The sequence below is a fragment of the Streptomyces sp. NPDC056160 genome (assembly GCF_042268205.1).
Taxonomy (GTDB): domain Bacteria; phylum Actinomycetota; class Actinomycetes; order Streptomycetales; family Streptomycetaceae; genus Streptomyces.
On record NZ_JBHJUW010000012.1, the window covers coordinates 1 to 15,908 of the forward strand.

Here is a 15,908-nt window from a genome sequence, read left to right on the forward strand (position 1 = left end):
CGCCAGCGTCGCGCCCGCGCGCGTGGCGGCGTCGCGGACGGCGCGCGCCCGGCGGGGGCGGGGGGCCTCCTCCACGCTGGCGTCCACCAGGACGAGACCGGCCGTGCGCGCGGGACACAGCCGGGCGAACGCCTCCGCGTGGAAGGCGGCCATCGAGTGCCCGACGACCGTGGCGGGGCCGGTCAGGCCGAGCGTGTCGAGGACGGCCGCGATGCGCCGGGCCTCCGCCGCGAGCGTCGGCCACGCGCGCGTGGACGCGCTGAGCCCGAGGCCCGGGCGGTCGAAGCGGACGACCGTGCGGTGCGGGGCCAGCAGCGCGACGACGGGGTCCCAGTCGAACCAGCACATGCCGAGCCCGGGGCTGAGCACGCACAGCGGTCCGCTGCCGTCGACCACGACGTGGTGGACGACGCCGTCGATGCCGACGAAGGTCATGGCCGCCTCCCCTGGGGGTCCGTGCACATCATCGCGCCTCGCGCGCGCCGGTGCGGGCGTGGGGCGGCCCACACCCCGCATCACCCCATCGCGTCGCTCTGACGATTACACTGGTGCGCGTGCCTCAACTACGTCTCGCCCTGAACCAGATCGACTCGCGCGTCGGTGACCTCGCCGCGAACGCCGAGGCGGTCCTCCGCTGGACCCGGCACTCCGCCGAGCAGGGAGCGCATCTCGTCGCGTTCCCGGAGATGGTGCTGACCGGGTATCCCGTCGAGGACCTCGCCCTTCGGTCGTCCTTCGTGGAAGCCTCCCGCGCCGCGCTGCGCGGCCTCGCCGGCCGGCTCGCCGAGGAGGGCTTCGGCGAGCTGCCGGTCGTCGTCGGCTACCTCGACCGCTGCGAGACCTCCCAGCCGAAGTACGGCATGCCGGCCGGCGCCCCGCAGAACGCGGCGGCGGTGCTGCACCGCGGCGAGGTGGTGCTGAACTTCGCCAAGCACCACCTGCCGAACTACGGCGTCTTCGACGAGTTCCGCTACTTCGTGCCCGGCGACACCATGCCGGTCCTGCGGGTGCACGGCGTCGACGTGGCGCTCGCCATCTGCGAGGACCTGTGGCAGGACGGCGGGCGCGTCCCGGCCGCGCGCACCGCGCGCGCGGGGCTGCTGCTCTCCGTCAACGCCTCCCCCTACGAGCGGGAGAAGGACGACACCCGTCTGGAGCTGGTCCGCAAGCGGGCCCAGGAGGCCGGCTGCACCACGGCCTACCTGGCCATGACGGGCGGCCAGGACGAGCTGGTGTTCGACGGCGACTCGATCGTCGTCGGCGCGGACGGCGAGGTGATCGCGCGGGCGCCGCAGTTCAGCGAGGGCTGCTTCGTCCTGGACCTGGACCTGCCCGCCGCGGCGGCCGACGCGCCGGCGGGCGTGGTGGACGACGGGCTGCGGGTCGACCGCGTCGTCCTGTCCGAGGCGCCGCTGCCCGCCTACGAGCCCGAGTTCACGGGCTCCTTCGCCGAGCACCTGGGCGACGACGAGGAGGTCTACTCGGCGCTGGTCGCGGGCCTGCGCGCGTACGTGCGAAAGAACGGCTTCCGGTCCGTCCTCGTCGGCCTGTCCGGCGGCATCGACTCCGCCCTCGTCGCGGCCATCGCCTGCGACGCGATCGGCGCGGAGAACGTGTACGGCATCTCCATGCCGTCGAAGTACTCCTCCGAGCACTCCAGGGACGACGCGGCCGAGCTGGCCCGGCGCACCGGTCTGCACCTCCGCACGGTGCCGATCGAGCCCATGTTCGACGCGTACATGGGCTCGCTCGGGCTGACCGGCCTGGCGGAGGAGAACCTCCAGTCCCGGCTGCGCGGCACCCTGCTGATGGCGGTCTCCAACCAGGAGGGCCACATCGTCCTCGCCCCCGGCAACAAGTCGGAGCTGGCGGTGGGCTACTCGACGCTGTACGGCGACTCGGTGGGCGCGTACGGCCCGATCAAGGACGTGTACAAGACGTCGGTCTTCCGGCTGGCCGAGTGGCGCAACCGGGCCGCGGCCGAGCGGGGCCAGACCCCGCCGATCCCGGAGAACTCCATCAGCAAGCCGCCGAGCGCGGAGCTGCGCCCGGGCCAGGTGGACACGGACTCGCTGCCGGACTACCCGGTGCTCGACGCGATCCTGGAGCTGTACGTCGACCGGGACCGGGGCGCCGACGAGATCGTCGCGGCGGGCTACGACCGCGAGCTGGTCGTCAAGACGCTGCGGATGGTCGACCGGGCCGAGTACAAGCGGCGCCAGTACCCGCCGGGCACCAAGATCTCCGCGAAGGGCTTCGGCAAGGACCGCAGGCTGCCGATCACCAACGGCTGGCGCGAGCAGGCGTAGGGCACGGACGACAGGCCCCGGCCGCCGCGCACGGCAGGAGCCCCGGCCGACGGGGGAAGATCGGCCGGGGCTCCTCGGTGTCACCGCAGTGGTCCAGGGGGTGACCGCGGGGCCGGTGCGACCCCGGGGCCATGTGTGACCGCGATGGCCTAGTGGACGGAGTGCTCCTCCAGCGGGAACGTTCCGCCGACGACGTCCTGGGCGAAGGCACGGGCCGCGTCGCCCATGACCGTGCGCAGGTCGGCGTACTTCTTCACGAACTTCGGCACCCGCCCGCCGGTCAGCCCGAGCATGTCGGTCCAGACCAGGACCTGCGCGTCCGTCTCGGGCCCGGCGCCGATGCCGACGGTCGGGATGTGCAGCACCCGTGTCACCTCGGCCGCCAGCTCGGCGGGGACCAGTTCCAGCACGACGGCGAACGCGCCCGCGTCCTGCACGGCCTTGGCGTCGCGCAGCAGCTGCTGGGCGGCCTCCTCGCCGCGGCCCTGGACGCGGTAGCCCATGGCGTTGACGGACTGCGGGGTCAGGCCGATGTGGGCCATGACCGGGATGCCCGACTCCACCAGGAGGCGGATCTGCTCGTGCGAGCGCTCGCCGCCCTCCAGCTTCACGGCGCCGACGCCCGCCTCCTTCACCAGGCGGGTGGCCGAGCGCAGCGCCTGCACCGGGCCCTCCTGGTAGGAGCCGAAGGGCAGGTCGCCGACGATCAGGGCACGCCGGGTGCCGCGCACGACCGCGGCCGACAGCATGGTCATCTCGTCGAGGGTGACGGGCACGGTCGTCTCGTACCCGAGGTGGCAGTTGCCCGCCGAGTCCCCGACCAGCATCACCGGGATGCCGGACTCGTCGAAGACGGACGCGGTCATCGCGTCGTAGGCGGTGAGCATGGGCCACTTCTCGCCGCGTTCCTTGGCGAGGGTGATGTCGCGGACGGTGATGCGGCGGGTGCCCTTGCCTCCGTACAGCGTCTTGCCACTGCCGTCGGAGGGGCTGTTCTGCGCAGGCTGGGCAGCCGGAAGCTGCGTCATTGCAACGGCTCCTTCAGTCATCTCGAGGCGCCCTGACGGCGTCCCCGGACTCCCCTCCATGGTGGCACCTCCGCCCGCGGTGGGCCAGAGCACCCCCCTGTGCCTCAAGTCTCGGTCCGTTCCCGGTCCGTTCGCACGACGGGTTACCGGCGGGAGCGGCCGCACGGGTACCGGCGGGAGCGGCCGCAACGGGTTCCGGCGGGAACGGCAAGGACACCAGTCGTAAGATCTGAGTAAAGGATTTCCGATACGAGACGGTCTCGTATCGGAAATGCCCTAGGCTCGACGGCATGACTACTCCTGCCGACAGCGCCGCCGCCGGCTCCCGGATACCGGAAGCGGTGCACCGCCGCCGTTGGGCGATCCTCGGCGTGCTGATGCTGAGCCTGCTGATAGTGGTGCTCGACAACTCGATCCTGAACGTCGCCATGAAGACGATCGCGACACCGGCCCCGACCGGGCTCGGCGCGACCCAGAGCGAGCTGGAGTGGGCGATCAACGCCTACACGCTCGTCTTCGCCGGTCTGCTGTTCACCGCGGGCCTCGTCGGCGACCGGGTGGGCCGCAAGAAGGTCCTGCTCGGCGGCCTCGTCGTCTTCGGCATCGGCTCCGCCCTGGCCGCCGAGTCCGGCTCCCCGGGTCAGCTGATCGCCTACCGCGCGCTGATGGCCCTGGGCGCCGCGTTCGTCATGCCGGCCACCCTCGCCGTCCTCATGAACGTCTTCGAACGCGAGGAACAGCCCAAGGCCATCGGCATCTGGGCCGGCGGCGTGGGCCTCGCCATCGCCATCGGCCCGATCACCGGGGGCCTGCTCCTGGACCACTTCTGGTGGGGCTCGGTCTTCCTCGTCAACGTGCCGATCGTGATCGCCGCGGTGGTGCTGATGGTGTGGCTGGTGCCCGACTCCCGCGACCCGCGCCCCGGGCGGCTCGACCCGGCCGGCGTCGTCCTGTCCGTGGTCGGCCTGGTCCTGCTCGTCTACGGCATCATCAAGGGCGGCGAGCTGGCCGACTTCACCAACGGGACGGTCCTCGCGACCATCGCCGCCGGTGTCGTCGTCCTCGCGGCGTTCATCGTGTACGAGAAGCGCAGCGACCACCCGTCGCTGGACGTGACCTACTTCAAGAACAAGGTCTTCTCGGCCGCCATGGCCGCCATCGCGCTGGTCTTCTTCGCGCTGATGGGCGTGACCTTCTTCTCCGTCTTCTACACGCAGAGCGTGCGCGGCTACTCCCCACTGGAGTCCGGCCTGCTCATGATCCCGCTGGCCGCCGCCCAGATGATCTTCGCACCGCGCGCCCGGCTGGTCGTCGACCGCTTCGGCTACAAGGCCACCACCACGGCCGGCCTGGTCGTGCTGGCCGGCATGCTGGCCGCGTTCGCCGGGTTCGAGGCGGACACGCCGATCTGGGTCCTGGAGGTCGTCTTCTTCCTCATGGGCACCGGCATGGCGCACATCATGACCCCGACCAGCGTGGTCATCATGCAGGCGCTGCCGCGCGAGAAGGCGGGCTCGGCCTCCGCGCTGAGCAACACCTTCCGCCAGGTCGGCGGCGCGCTCGGCATCGCGGTGCTCGGCTCGGTGCTCTCCACGGCGTACCGCAACTCGATCGAGGGCAAGCTCGGGATGCTCCCGGCCGGCCTGCGGGACACGGCCGGCGAGTCCATCGAGGCCACGCTCGGCATCGCCGGGAAGCTCGGCGCGCGCGGGCAGGCCCTGGTCGGCCCGGCCGACGACGCCTTCCTGCACGCCATGCACGTCACCGCGCTGTGCGGCACCGTGGTCGCGCTGATCGGCGCGGTCGTGGTGGCCGTGTTCCTGCCCGGCCGCACGCCGAAGCAGGCAGCGGGCCAGGAGGAACCGGAACTGGTCGCAGCGGCCGACTAGTACGGGAGCGGTGGACACCGGCCCGCACGGGAGTGGTGGACACCGGCCCGAACGGGAGTGGTGGACACCGGCCCGAACGGGAGCGGTGACGCCGACCAGCACGGCACCGGTGAACGCCGGGCCGGCACACGAGCGGCGGACAGGGGGACACGGGGGCGACGGGGCGGGAGCAGTCGACGGGGGCGCACGGCCGGGCGGTGGGCGGGACCACCGCCCGGCCACCGGGGGACAATGACCCGGTACGACGAAAGGACGTCTCAGGTGAGCCTCGCCGACAGCCAGACCGCTCCGGAGTTCCCCGTACGGGGGCGGCCCCGCAGCGAGGCGGTGGAACGCGCCATCGTCGAGGGCGTGATGAAGCTGCTGGAGGAGGGCGTACCGCTCGCCGAACTCTCCATCGAGCGCATCGCCCGCACGGCCGGTGTCGGCAAGGCCACGATCTACCGCCGCTGGAGCGGCAAGGACGAGTTGTTCGTCGACGTCGTGCGCGCCGCCGAACCACCCGAGGCCGACCTGCCCGGCACGTCCATGCGCGACGACCTCGTCGCCCTCCTTGAGCAACTGCGCCGGCGCGGACTGGTCAGCCGCTCCTCGGCGATCCTGCACAACGTCTACGCCCAGATGAAGAGCAGCCCGAAGATCTGGTGCGCCTACCACGCCACGGTCGTCGAACCCCGGCGCAGGCTCCAGGTCGAAGTCCTGCGCCGCGGCCAGCTCAACGGGGAACTGCGCGCCGACGTCGACGTCGAACTGCTCAACGACCTCCTCGTCGGCCCGATGCTGGTGCGCAGCGTCATGCGGCCCGACGCGGACCTGCCCGAGGGGCTGGCGGAGCAGATCGTGGACACGGCGCTCGAAGGGCTGCGCCCCGACGTACGCCCCACCGCACCGCCCGCCCCACGGCCCGTCAGTCCCCCGCCGGATCCGGCAGGGACCGCCCCTTCGGCACCCTAGGCGCCTTCGGCTCCCGGACCTGTCCGCCGCTTCGGCCCCTTCGGACACCGGCGGGCGGGCGGACGCGGAGAACGGGCCACGCCGGTCACTCCGTCCCAAGCCGGCCGCTCCCTCGTAATGTGCTCGTTTCGTCACAGAACACGTGTGGGGCACCGCAACCGGAACTCCTCCCGCCGGCTTGTTCGTCCTCGTGCCCGTACGGCCGTCGTGGACGGCGGGAACGGAACCGATCATCCCCTAGGGTCGTAGCCCACGGGGTGAACGGTGTGCACAGCAGGCAGTGAGGCGACGGTATGGCGCAGCAGGCGTACTTGACGGAGACGGACGGCGGCGACTCGGGGCCCGAGCGTCCGGAGAACCGGTTTCGGCGCCTGGTGGACCGGCTCTTCGGCGGCTGGCGCGGCGACCGGCGGATCTGGCGCCGGGGCATCGTCCCGGCCGTGCTGGCGGCGCTGCTGGCGCTGGTGATGCTGCTGCACTCGCACATCCCCAACCGCGTCGGCAACCTCGGCAGTCTCACCGAGACCTTCCTGCCCTGGCTGGGGCTGTTCGTCCCGGTGCTGCTCGTGGTGGCGCTGGCGCGGAAGTCGGCGACCGCGCTGCTGGCGCTGGTGCTGCCCGTCGCCGTCTGGCTGAACCTGTTCGGCGGTCTGCTCGTCGACAGGACCGGTGGCGGCGGTGACCTGACGGTGGCCACGCACAACGTCAACGCCGACAACCCCGACCCGACCGGCACCGCCCGCGAGGTGGCCGCCTCCGGCGCGGACGTGCTCGCGCTGGAGGAGCTGAAGGCGTCCGCGGTGCCGGTGTACGAGAGGGCGCTGGCGTCGGCGTACAAGTACCACGCCGTGGAGGGCACGGTGGGAGTGTGGAGCAAGTACCCGCTCAGCGCGGTCCGGCCGGTGAACATCCGGCTCGGCTGGACGCGGGCCATGCGCGCCACGGTGGCGACGCCCGAGGGCCCGATCGCGGTGTACGTCGCCCACATGCCCTCCGTCCGGGTGAAGATGAACGCCGGGTTCACCGCCCAGCAGCGTGACCAGAGCGCGAGCGCGCTGGGCACGGCGATCGCCCACGAGCGGCTGCCGCGGGTGGTGCTGCTCGGCGATCTCAACGGCACGATGAACGACCGCTCGCTGGGCTCCGTCACCTCCCAGATGCGCTCCACGCAGGGCGCGGCGGGCAGCGGGTTCGGGTTCAGCTGGCCGGCCTCGTTCCCGATGGCCCGGATCGACCAGATCATGGTCAGGGGTGTGGACCCGGTAAGCTCCTGGACGCTGCCGCGCACGGGCAGCGACCATCTGCCGATCGCGGCGCGTGTGAAGGTCACCACATCGGCAACCGGCTCGTAACCTGCCGGAATACCAGGCCCGAGAGACTTTGTTCCGCAGCTGAACATATAACGCGCACGCTGTACGGAACCCCACCCCGAAAGGTCTCTCATGCCCCTGGCCCTGCTCGCCCTCGCCGTGGGCGCCTTCGGCATCGGCACGACCGAGTTCGTGATGATGGGCCTGCTGCCCGACGTCGCGGACGACCTGCACATCTCGATCCCCACCGCCGGGCACCTGGTGTCCGCGTACGCGCTGGGCGTGGTCATCGGCGCACCGCTGCTGGCCGCGCTCACCGCGCGGATGCCCCGCCGGAACGTCCTGATCGGCCTGATGGCCCTGTTCGTCGTGGGCAACGCGCTCTCCGCGCTCGCCCCCGGCCACGGCTGGCTGCTGGCCGCCCGTTTCCTGAGCGGTCTGCCGCACGGCGCCTTCTTCGGCGTCGGCGCCGTGGTCGCGACGGGCATGGTGCCGCCCGAGCGCAAGGCCCGCTCGGTATCACTGATGTTCCTCGGCCTCACCGTCGCCAACGTCGCCGGAGTCCCGGTCGCCACGCTCATGGGCCAGCACCTGGGCTGGCGGGCGACCTTCCTCGGCGTGAGCGCGATCGGTGTGGCGGCCATCGCCGCCCTCGCCCTGCTCATCCCCCGCGACCACGCCCACGCCGCCCCGGCCACCGGCCTGCGCGGCGAACTGGCGGCCCTGCGCTCCCTGCCCGTCTGGCTGGCCCTGCTGACGACCGTCGCCGGTTTCGGCGCGCTGTTCGCGGCCTACAGCTACATCACCCCGATGCTCACCGGCGCCGCCGGTTACGCCGAGGCCAGCGTGACCCTGCTGCTGGCGCTGTTCGGCGTGGGCGCGACGGCCGGCAACCTGCTGGGCGGCCGGCTGGCCGACCACTCGCTGCGGGGCACCCTGTCCGGCGGTCTGGCCTCGCTGGCGGTCGTCCTGTTCCTCTTCCCACTGCTGATGCGGGCCGAGTGGAGCGCGGCCCTGGCGGTGACCCTGCTGGGCATGGCCGCCTTCGTCACCGGCTCGCCGCTCCAGCTCATGGTCATGGAGAAGGCGTCCGCGGCCCCGTCCCTGGCCTCCTCCGCCAACCAGGCCGCCTTCAACCTGGCCAACGCGGGCGGCGCCTGGATCGGCGGCCTCGCCCTGGCCGCCGGGTTCGGAGCGACCTCCCCCGCCGTGGCCGGCGGTGCCCTGGCCGTGCTGGGGCTGGTCGTGGCCGCCGCCTCCTACACGGTCGACCGCCGCCGCCCGGAACCCACGCACGCCGCCCGGGTCGTCACCGGCCACGTCCCGGAACCGACGGAGGCCATGCACCGCTGAGGGCATCGGGGCGGGCCATCGGGCCGGACCCGACCCGCGCCCGGCCCACCTCCGTGCACCTGGCAACCCTCGCCTCCCGACAGCCGTCCCCCTGGTAGCCGACTCCCGGCGACCGCCCCCGACGTCGGCGCGTCGGCGGTGGGGCGGTGCGTCGGCGCGTCGGCGGCGGTGGGGCGGTGCGTCGGCGGCGGGGGTGCCGCTGAGGGCGCCGGGCCAGCGGCCGGGCACGGCCCGCGGCCGGCCGGGGCACCGCCCCACCGGAAGACCCCAGGACACCGGCCGGACGCGCGTCACCCCGGCCGACCACCGGCAGCCGGGCCCCGGGCCGCGGTGCCCCCGGCCGCGGCCCGCCCGGACGAGCATCGGGGCGTCCTCGTCCCCGGGGCCCGGGGTCCGGGGCGGGTCGTCACGCCGGCCCGATGTCGGGGGCCGGGCGCCGGCGTCGGTGGACTGTCGGCGGTTTGTCGGTGGGGGCTGGGATCGTCTTCGGCATGACGCGAATCGACAAGAACCCCGGCGGCGCCGGCGACGCCGTCACGGTGCGGGGGCTGGTCAAGCACTACGGCGAGACCAAGGCGCTGGACGGCGTGGACCTGGACGTGCGCGAGGGCACCGTGATGGGCGTGCTCGGGCCGAACGGGGCCGGCAAGACGACCCTGGTCCGCATCCTGTCCACCCTGCTCACCCCCGACTCCGGCCGGGCCACCGTGGCCGGCTACGACGTCGTACGGCAGCCCCGGCAGCTGCGCCGGGTGATCGGGCTCACCGGGCAGTACGCCTCCGTCGACGAGAAGCTGCCCGGCTGGGAGAACCTGTACCTGATCGGGCGGCTGCTCGACCTGCCCCGCAAGGACGCCCGCACCCGCGCCGACGAGCTGCTGGAGCGGTTCTCGCTCACCGAGGCGGCCCGGCGCCCGGCGAGCACGTACTCCGGCGGTATGCGGCGCCGCCTCGACCTCGCCGCCTCCATGATCGGGCGCCCCGCCGTCCTCTACCTGGACGAGCCGACCACCGGCCTCGACCCGCGCACCCGCAACGAGGTGTGGGACGAGGTCAAGGAGATGGTCGGCGAAGGGGTCACCGTCCTGCTGACCACCCAGTACATGGAGGAGGCCGAGCAGCTGGCCTCCGAGCTGACCGTGGTCGACCGCGGCAAGGTCATCGCGAACGGCGGCATCGAGGAACTCAAGGCGAAGGTCGGCGGGCGCACCCTGCGGGTGAAGCCGGCCGATCCCCGGGAACTGACCCCGCTCGCCGGGACGCTCGACGAGCTGGGCATCACCGGGCTGGCGACCACCACCGTCGACCCCGACAGCGCCTCCCTGCTCGTGCCCGTCCTCAGCGACGAGCAGCTGACCGCCGTCGTCGGCGCCGTCACCGCGCGCGGCATCACCATCAGCTCCATCACCACCGAACTCCCCAGTCTGGACGAGGTCTTCCTGTCCCTCACCGGCCACCGCGCCAGTGCCCCGCAGGACGCCCGCCCCAGCGACGACCGCGAGGAGGTCGCCGTATGAGCGCCGTCACCGCCACCGCCCCGGCCGCCGCCGACGTCCGCATCCCGCTGCGCGGGCACCTGCGGCACACCGGCGCGCTGATCCGCCGCAACCTGCTGTGGATCCGCCAGGACCCCGAGTCCATGTTCGACGCGCTGCTGATGCCGATCGTCTTCACGCTGCTGTTCGTGTACGTCTTCGGCGGCTCGATCGGGCAGGCGCTGGGCGGCGGCCAGAAGCAGTACGTCCAGTACGTCATCCCGGGCATGCTGGCGATGAACAGCATGACGCTGTCCCAGGGCGTCGGCACGGGCTTCAGCCAGGACTTCAACAGCGGTGTCATGGACCGCTTCCGGTCCCTGCCGATCGGCCGCGGCTCGGTGCTGTTCGCGAAGATCGCGGTGGAACTGTTCCGGATGATCTTCGCCACGGTCGTGCTGATGATCGTCGCCGTGCTGGTGGGCTTCCACATCGGCAACTGGCCCGGCCTGTTCGCGACCGTGGGCCTGTCCGCGCTGTTCGCCTCGTCGATCATGTGGGTGTTCCTCACCCTCGGCGTCATGCTGAAGAACGCGCAGTCCGTACAGGCGATGGGCTTCCTGGTGCTCTTCCCGCTCCAGTTCGGCTCGTCGATCTTCGCGCCGACCCAGTCGATGCCGGGCTGGCTCCAGCACTTCACCGACTACAACCCGCTCTCCACACTCGCCGACGCGGCCCGCGGCCTGATGCTGGGCGGGCCGGTCGCACACGACCTGTGGGTGACCGTGGCCTGGTCGGTCGGGATCACCGCCGTCGCGGCCCCGCTCGCCATCCACAAGTTCCGCACCAAGACCTGAGGCCCGCGGCCTCAGATCAGGGCGGTGGCCTCCTCCGGGGACAGGCCGCCGCCCTCGGCGTACGCCGCCTCGAACTCCGCTTCGTCGAGCGTGCCCCGGATCCGCTCCACGACCAGGTCACGGACGTGGCGCTCCAGGGCGGAGACGAAGTGGCCGGGCGGCAGCAGGGCGTCGGCGACGGCCAGGCAGCGCGCCGCGTCCCGGGCCCGCGCCCCGCCGTCCAGCCCGGCCAGGGCCATCGCCCCGGTGGTCAGGTACGCGGAACGCATGTGCGGCGCGATGGCCCGGGACAGCGGGTCGTCGGCTCGCACGAGTGCCTTGCGCGCCTTGGCCAGCGCCTCCTGCGCACGGTCGTCGACCGCGTCGAGCCAGGCGTCCACCCCGAGGATGAAGGCGTCGAAGACGACGAAGTGGGAGATGCCGAACTCCTCGCGCAGCGACCGCAGTTGATCCCGCGCCTCGGGGATGCGGCCGGTCATCCCGAGCCAGCCGGCGAGGAAGAGCCGGGCGGCGGGCAACGCCTCGTTCGCGGCACCCTGGCCCCCGGCGATCACCTCGCGCAGCAGCCGCTCGCCCCGCTCGCTCTCGCCCGCCTCGATCAGGCAACTGCCCAGCCGGGACTGGAGCACCGCCACCTGTGCCCGGGCACCGAGCCGTTCGGCGTGCTCCACGGCCGCCTCGTAGTCGGCGGCGGCCTTGTGGTGGTGTCCGGCGCGTTCGTGGGCCTCGCCGCGCGCGGCGAGCGCCTCGGCGGTGCCCCAGACGTCCCCGAGGCGCCGGAAGATCTCCAGCGCCTCGTCCGCGTCGCGGGCCGCGCCGGCCGCTCCCTCGGCGCGGTTGGCCAGCAGGTTGGCCCGCATCTGGAGGGCGCCGCCCAGCTCCCACTCGAAACCCGGCGTGGAGCGGCAGGTGTCCACGGACGCGTCGAGGACCATGCGCAGCCGCGTCACGTCGCCGCTCAGCATCACGGCGAAGAACCACAGCATGCCGGGGTAGCGGCAGCCCTGCGGCAGACCTGGTTCGTAGACCTCGGTGATGACCCGCAGCTTGCGTTTGGCCTCGGGGGTCTCCCACGCGTCCAGTTCGGTGTCCATGCAGGCGAGGTGGAGGAGGTGGAGGCCGCGGCGGGCTTCGGCGAGGACCTCGTCCGTCATCGGTGGCGGAGCCTCCGTGCAGCGCTGCCACACCGGCGCGGCGCGGCGCACCGGCTCGGTGAAGGGGTCGGGGGTGAAGGCCATCACGTCGGTGCACCAGTTGCGGGCCTCGATGCGCACGTCGCGCATCTGCCAGTACACGGCCAGGGAGTGGATCAGGCACAGCGCCTCCTGCTCGTCGCGTTCGGCGACGGCGTGCCGCAGGGCGGTGCGCAGGTTCTCGTACTCCAGCTCGTAGCGGGCGATGGCGGCCTGCTGGCGGGGTCCGCGCAGCAACGGGTCGGTGGTGCGGGCCAGTTCGCGGTAGTGGACGAGGTGGGCGCGCTCGGCGGGGCCGCGTCCGCCGCTCTCCGCCAGCCGCTCCCCGGCGTACTCCGCGACGGTCTCGAGCAGCCGGTAGCGCATCTGGCCCTCGGTGGCGGGCGCGGCCACCACGAGGGACTTGTCGACGAGGGAGCCGAGGGCGTCGAAGGCGGCGGGCCCGCACACGGCCTCGGCGGCGGCGAGGTCGCAGCCGCCGGCGAAGACGGACAGGCGGCTCAGGACGTCCCGTTCGCCCGCATCGAGCAGGTCCCAGGACCAGTCGACGACGGCGCGCAGGGTCTGCTGGCGGGGAAGTACGGTGCGGCTGCCGGAGGTGAGCAGGCGGAAGCGGTCGTCGAGCCGGTCGGCGATCTGGCGGGGGGTGAGCATCCGCAGCCGGGCGGCGGCCAGCTCGATGGCCAGGGGCAGGCCGTCCAGGCGGCGGCAGATCTCGGCGCAGGCGGCGGCGGTGTCCTCGTCGGTGTCGACGCGGAACCCGGGCCGTACGGCCGCGCCCCGCTCGGCGAGCAGGCGCAGCGCGACCGGCTCGGGCAGCGGTTCGACCGGCCGCAGCAGTTCGCCGGGTACGCCGAGGGGTTCGCGGCTGGTGGCGAGGACGGTGAGGCCGGGGCAGCGGGCGAGGAGCTCCTGGACGAGGCGGGCGGCGGCATCGACGACGTGTTCGCAGTTGTCCAGGAGCAGGAGCATGCGGCGCCGGGAGCAGTGTTCGACGAGCCGTTCGACCGGGCCGTCGTGCCGGTCGGCGACGGCGGCGCGTATCTCCTCGGCGCCCGCGCCGTAGAGCACGGTCTCGCGGGCTCCCACGGCGGTCAGTACGGCCTCGGGGACGGCGTCCGGGCCGTCGACCGGAGCCAGTTCGGCCAGCCACACCCCGTCGCGGGGCGCCGGCCGCAGGGCCTCGGCGGCCTCCTGCGACAGCCGTGTCTTGCCGGCCCCGCCGGGCCCGAGCAGCGTGACCAGCCGTGCCTCGCCGAGGTCGGCGCGCAGCGCCTCGATGTCGGCCTCGCGGCCCACGAAGGAGGTGAGCCGGGCGCGCAGGTTGCTGGGGGGTGCGGCCGGGGCTGGGTGCTCGGCGGGCGCGGCGGCGCGGGCCGGGACGCCGTACCGCCGGCCGCTCCCGCCCCCGTCCCCGTCCCCGTCCCCGTCCCCCGGGTCCAGCAGCCACTCGTGCAGCGCACGCAGCTCCGGGCCGGGGTCGGAGCCGAGGCGGTCGGCCAGCAGCCGCCGTACGTCCTCGTAGGCGGCCAGCGCCTGGGCGGTGCGGCCCGCCCCGTGCAGGGCGCGCAGCCGCAGGGCCTGGAGGGATTCGTCCAGGGGGTGGGTGTCGCACAGGGCCGTCAGCTCGGGCAGGGCGTGCTCGGCCTCGCCGAGGGCGAGGGCGGCGGCGAGGCGGGCCCGGCGCACGTCCATCCGGCGGGTCTCCCACCGGGCCGCCTCGGCGGTGCGGTCGGGCAGGTCGGCGAGGGCGGGGCCGTGCCACAGGGCGAGGGCGTCGTCGAGGGCGGCGGCGGCCTTGGCGGGGTCGCCGTCGGCCAGCGCGGCCTGGCCCTCGCCGGCCAGCCGTTCGAAACGGTGCAGGTCGATGTCGTCTGACGTCGCGGTGAGCCGGTAGCCGCCGTCGGCGGAGGCCACCGCGTCCGCGCCGATCGCCCGGCGCAACCGCCCGACCAGCGCCTGCAGCGCGCCCGTGGCGTCGGCGGGCGGGTCGTCCTCCCACACCTCGTCGACCAGGACGGACACGGGGACCGTCCGTCCGGGGCGCAGGGCGAGCACGGCCAGCAGGGCACGCAGCCGCGCTCCGCCGACCGGGACGGCGGTGCCGTCGGGGCGGAATGCCTGGGTGGTGCCGAGGATGCGGTAGCGCACGGGGTCCATTGTCCCTGGGGACGCGGGGGCACCGCTCGGGGTTTCCCCGGGACCGGGAGCGCCCGTCTCAGATCCGTACGAACCGGGAAGAATCGAGCGTCAGCACCTGGTCGGCGACGGGAATGCGGATCGCGTCCTTCGAAGACACCCGACTCCTCGTGCCGGTACTCGCCGTCGGCGGGACGGGTCAGCAGGGTCCGGTGGGCCGCGAGCATCGTCGACGACGCCGGCCGCCTCCTCGGTCGGCTTGACGACAGCGTGACGACCACCGGGAACCGGATCCCGTCCGCAGGACGTTCCCTTCGCACCACCGGTACGGTCGACCCACCCGCCGATCGTGGCGGCACCGGCCCACCACCTCCAGGAGTGCCCTGCCCATGACCACCGCCACCGCCCGTCGCGGCGACCGCCGGATCAGTCCCGTCTTCCTGGGGATCCTGGCCGTCACCGCCGTCACCGGGTGGGCCACCTGGACCGGGTTCGCCGAGCGGCCGGGGGTCGCGGTGTTCCTGTTCGTGACGGCGGCCTGGATCGTCTCCCTGTGCCTGCACGAGTACGCGCACGCCCGCACCGCGCTGCACAGCGGTGACATCACGGTCGGCGCGAAGGGCTACCTGACGCTCAACCCGCTGAAGTACACGCACGCCCTGCTGAGCATCGTGCTGCCCGTGGTCTTCCTGATCATGGGCGGGATCGGTCTGCCCGGCGGCGCGGTCTTCATCGAGCGGGGCCGGATCCCCGGCCGCTGGCGGCACAGTCTGGTCTCGGCGGCGGGCCCCCTGACGAACGTGCTGTTCGCGGCGGTGTGCACGGCGCCGTTCTGGCTGCACGCGCTGGACGGCGTGCCGTCCGCGTTCCGCTACGCGCTCGCCTTCCTCGCGCTGCTCCAGGTGACGGCCGCGATCCTGAACCTCCTGCCGGTGCCGGGCCTGGACGGCTACGGCGTGATCGAGCCGTGGCTGTCGCACGGGGTGAAGCGGCAGGTGGAGCCCTTCGCGCCGTTCGGTCTGCTGTTCGTCTTCGCGTTGCTGTGGGTGCCGGCGGTCAACAGCGCGTTCTTCGACGTGATCGACGCGCTCCTGCGCCATCTCGGCGTCGGGGGCCTGGAACAGGACTGCGGCCGGATCCTGTACCAGTTCTGGCAGGCCCCGGACGAGTTCTGCGCGGTCAGCCGGTGACGGACCCGCTCCTGCTCGCCGCCCGGCCCCGGCGCGCGTAGTACCAGGTCATGTTGGACGACACGCCCGCGAGCAGGATCCACACGACCCCCAGCCAGCTGCCCTGCACGAAGGAGACGACGGCCGCGGCCACGGCGAGCACGCAGACGATCAGGGCGTAGAGGGCGAGGCGGGGCATGACGGTGGGCTCCTGTCGGGAACACGGGACACT

Annotated in this window: 12 protein-coding genes; 8 read left to right on the forward strand and 4 right to left on the reverse strand. The window is 73.2% G+C overall.

Features of this window, described 5'->3' with window-relative positions:
• Nucleotides 1-435 (reverse strand): alpha/beta fold hydrolase (locus ACFC02_RS06585; RefSeq protein ID WP_376353112.1); only part of this gene is annotated, 435 nt, incomplete at its 3' end.
• 119 nt (nucleotides 436-554) lie between these two features.
• Between ACFC02_RS06585 and ACFC02_RS06590 the strand changes: the two genes are divergently transcribed.
• Nucleotides 555-2,309 carry an NAD+ synthase gene (locus ACFC02_RS06590; RefSeq protein WP_376353114.1) on the forward strand — a complete coding sequence of 585 codons (1,755 nt, stop codon included), beginning with the start codon at nucleotides 555-557 and terminating at the stop codon, nucleotides 2,307-2,309.
• Between the two features lie 149 nt (nucleotides 2,310-2,458).
• On the opposite strand, the gene panB is transcribed toward ACFC02_RS06590, so the two are convergent.
• Nucleotides 2,459-3,337, reverse strand: coding sequence for a 3-methyl-2-oxobutanoate hydroxymethyltransferase (gene panB, locus ACFC02_RS06595; RefSeq protein ID WP_360968527.1), 879 nt, complete (start codon nucleotides 3,335-3,337; stop codon nucleotides 2,459-2,461).
• A gap of 290 nt (nucleotides 3,338-3,627) precedes the next feature.
• On the opposite strand from panB, the gene ACFC02_RS06600 reads away from it, so the two are divergent.
• From ACFC02_RS06600 to ACFC02_RS06625, 6 genes are all read left to right on the forward strand, one after another.
• Complete coding sequence (locus tag ACFC02_RS06600; RefSeq protein WP_376353118.1) at nucleotides 3,628-5,226, forward strand: MFS transporter; 1,599 nt, start codon at nucleotides 3,628-3,630, stop codon at nucleotides 5,224-5,226.
• A 261-nt stretch (nucleotides 5,227-5,487) separates the two neighbouring features.
• On the forward strand, nucleotides 5,488-6,180 hold the full coding sequence (locus ACFC02_RS06605; RefSeq protein WP_376353121.1) for a TetR/AcrR family transcriptional regulator: 693 nt from the start codon (nucleotides 5,488-5,490) through the stop codon (nucleotides 6,178-6,180).
• A 293-nt stretch (nucleotides 6,181-6,473) separates the two neighbouring features.
• On the forward strand, nucleotides 6,474-7,532 hold the full coding sequence (locus ACFC02_RS06610) for an endonuclease/exonuclease/phosphatase family protein (RefSeq protein ID WP_376353124.1): 1,059 nt from the start codon (nucleotides 6,474-6,476) through the stop codon (nucleotides 7,530-7,532).
• A 90-nt stretch (nucleotides 7,533-7,622) separates the two neighbouring features.
• Nucleotides 7,623-8,843 carry an MFS transporter gene (locus tag ACFC02_RS06615; RefSeq protein WP_376353126.1) on the forward strand — a complete coding sequence of 407 codons (1,221 nt, stop codon included), beginning with the start codon at nucleotides 7,623-7,625 and terminating at the stop codon, nucleotides 8,841-8,843.
• Nucleotides 8,844-9,334: 491 nt separating this feature from the next.
• Nucleotides 9,335-10,360 (forward strand): ATP-binding cassette domain-containing protein, encoded by a 1,026-nt coding sequence (locus ACFC02_RS06620; RefSeq protein ID WP_376353129.1) that lies wholly within the window; start codon nucleotides 9,335-9,337, stop codon nucleotides 10,358-10,360.
• Nucleotides 10,357-11,175, forward strand: coding sequence for an ABC transporter permease (locus ACFC02_RS06625; protein WP_376353132.1), 819 nt, complete (start codon nucleotides 10,357-10,359; stop codon nucleotides 11,173-11,175). The genes ACFC02_RS06620 and ACFC02_RS06625 overlap by 4 nt, the downstream gene beginning before the upstream one ends.
• 11 nt (nucleotides 11,176-11,186) lie before the next feature.
• Here ACFC02_RS06625 and ACFC02_RS06630 read toward each other — a convergent pair whose 3' ends face one another.
• Complete coding sequence (locus ACFC02_RS06630) at nucleotides 11,187-14,528, reverse strand: BTAD domain-containing putative transcriptional regulator (protein ID WP_376353134.1); 3,342 nt, start codon at nucleotides 14,526-14,528, stop codon at nucleotides 11,187-11,189.
• A gap of 368 nt (nucleotides 14,529-14,896) precedes the next feature.
• On the opposite strand from ACFC02_RS06630, the gene ACFC02_RS06635 reads away from it, so the two are divergent.
• The gene (locus ACFC02_RS06635; RefSeq protein ID WP_376353137.1) at nucleotides 14,897-15,697 is read left to right on the forward strand and encodes a site-2 protease family protein; all 801 of its coding nucleotides are present in this window, start codon (nucleotides 14,897-14,899) and stop codon (nucleotides 15,695-15,697) included.
• Here ACFC02_RS06635 and ACFC02_RS06640 read toward each other — a convergent pair.
• A complete protein-coding gene (locus tag ACFC02_RS06640) occupies nucleotides 15,687-15,875 on the reverse strand; it encodes a hypothetical protein (protein WP_360968550.1) in 189 nt (62 codons plus the stop codon). The two genes, ACFC02_RS06635 and ACFC02_RS06640, sit on opposite strands and share 11 nt — an antisense overlap.
• Nucleotides 15,876-15,908 lie beyond the last annotated feature (33 nt).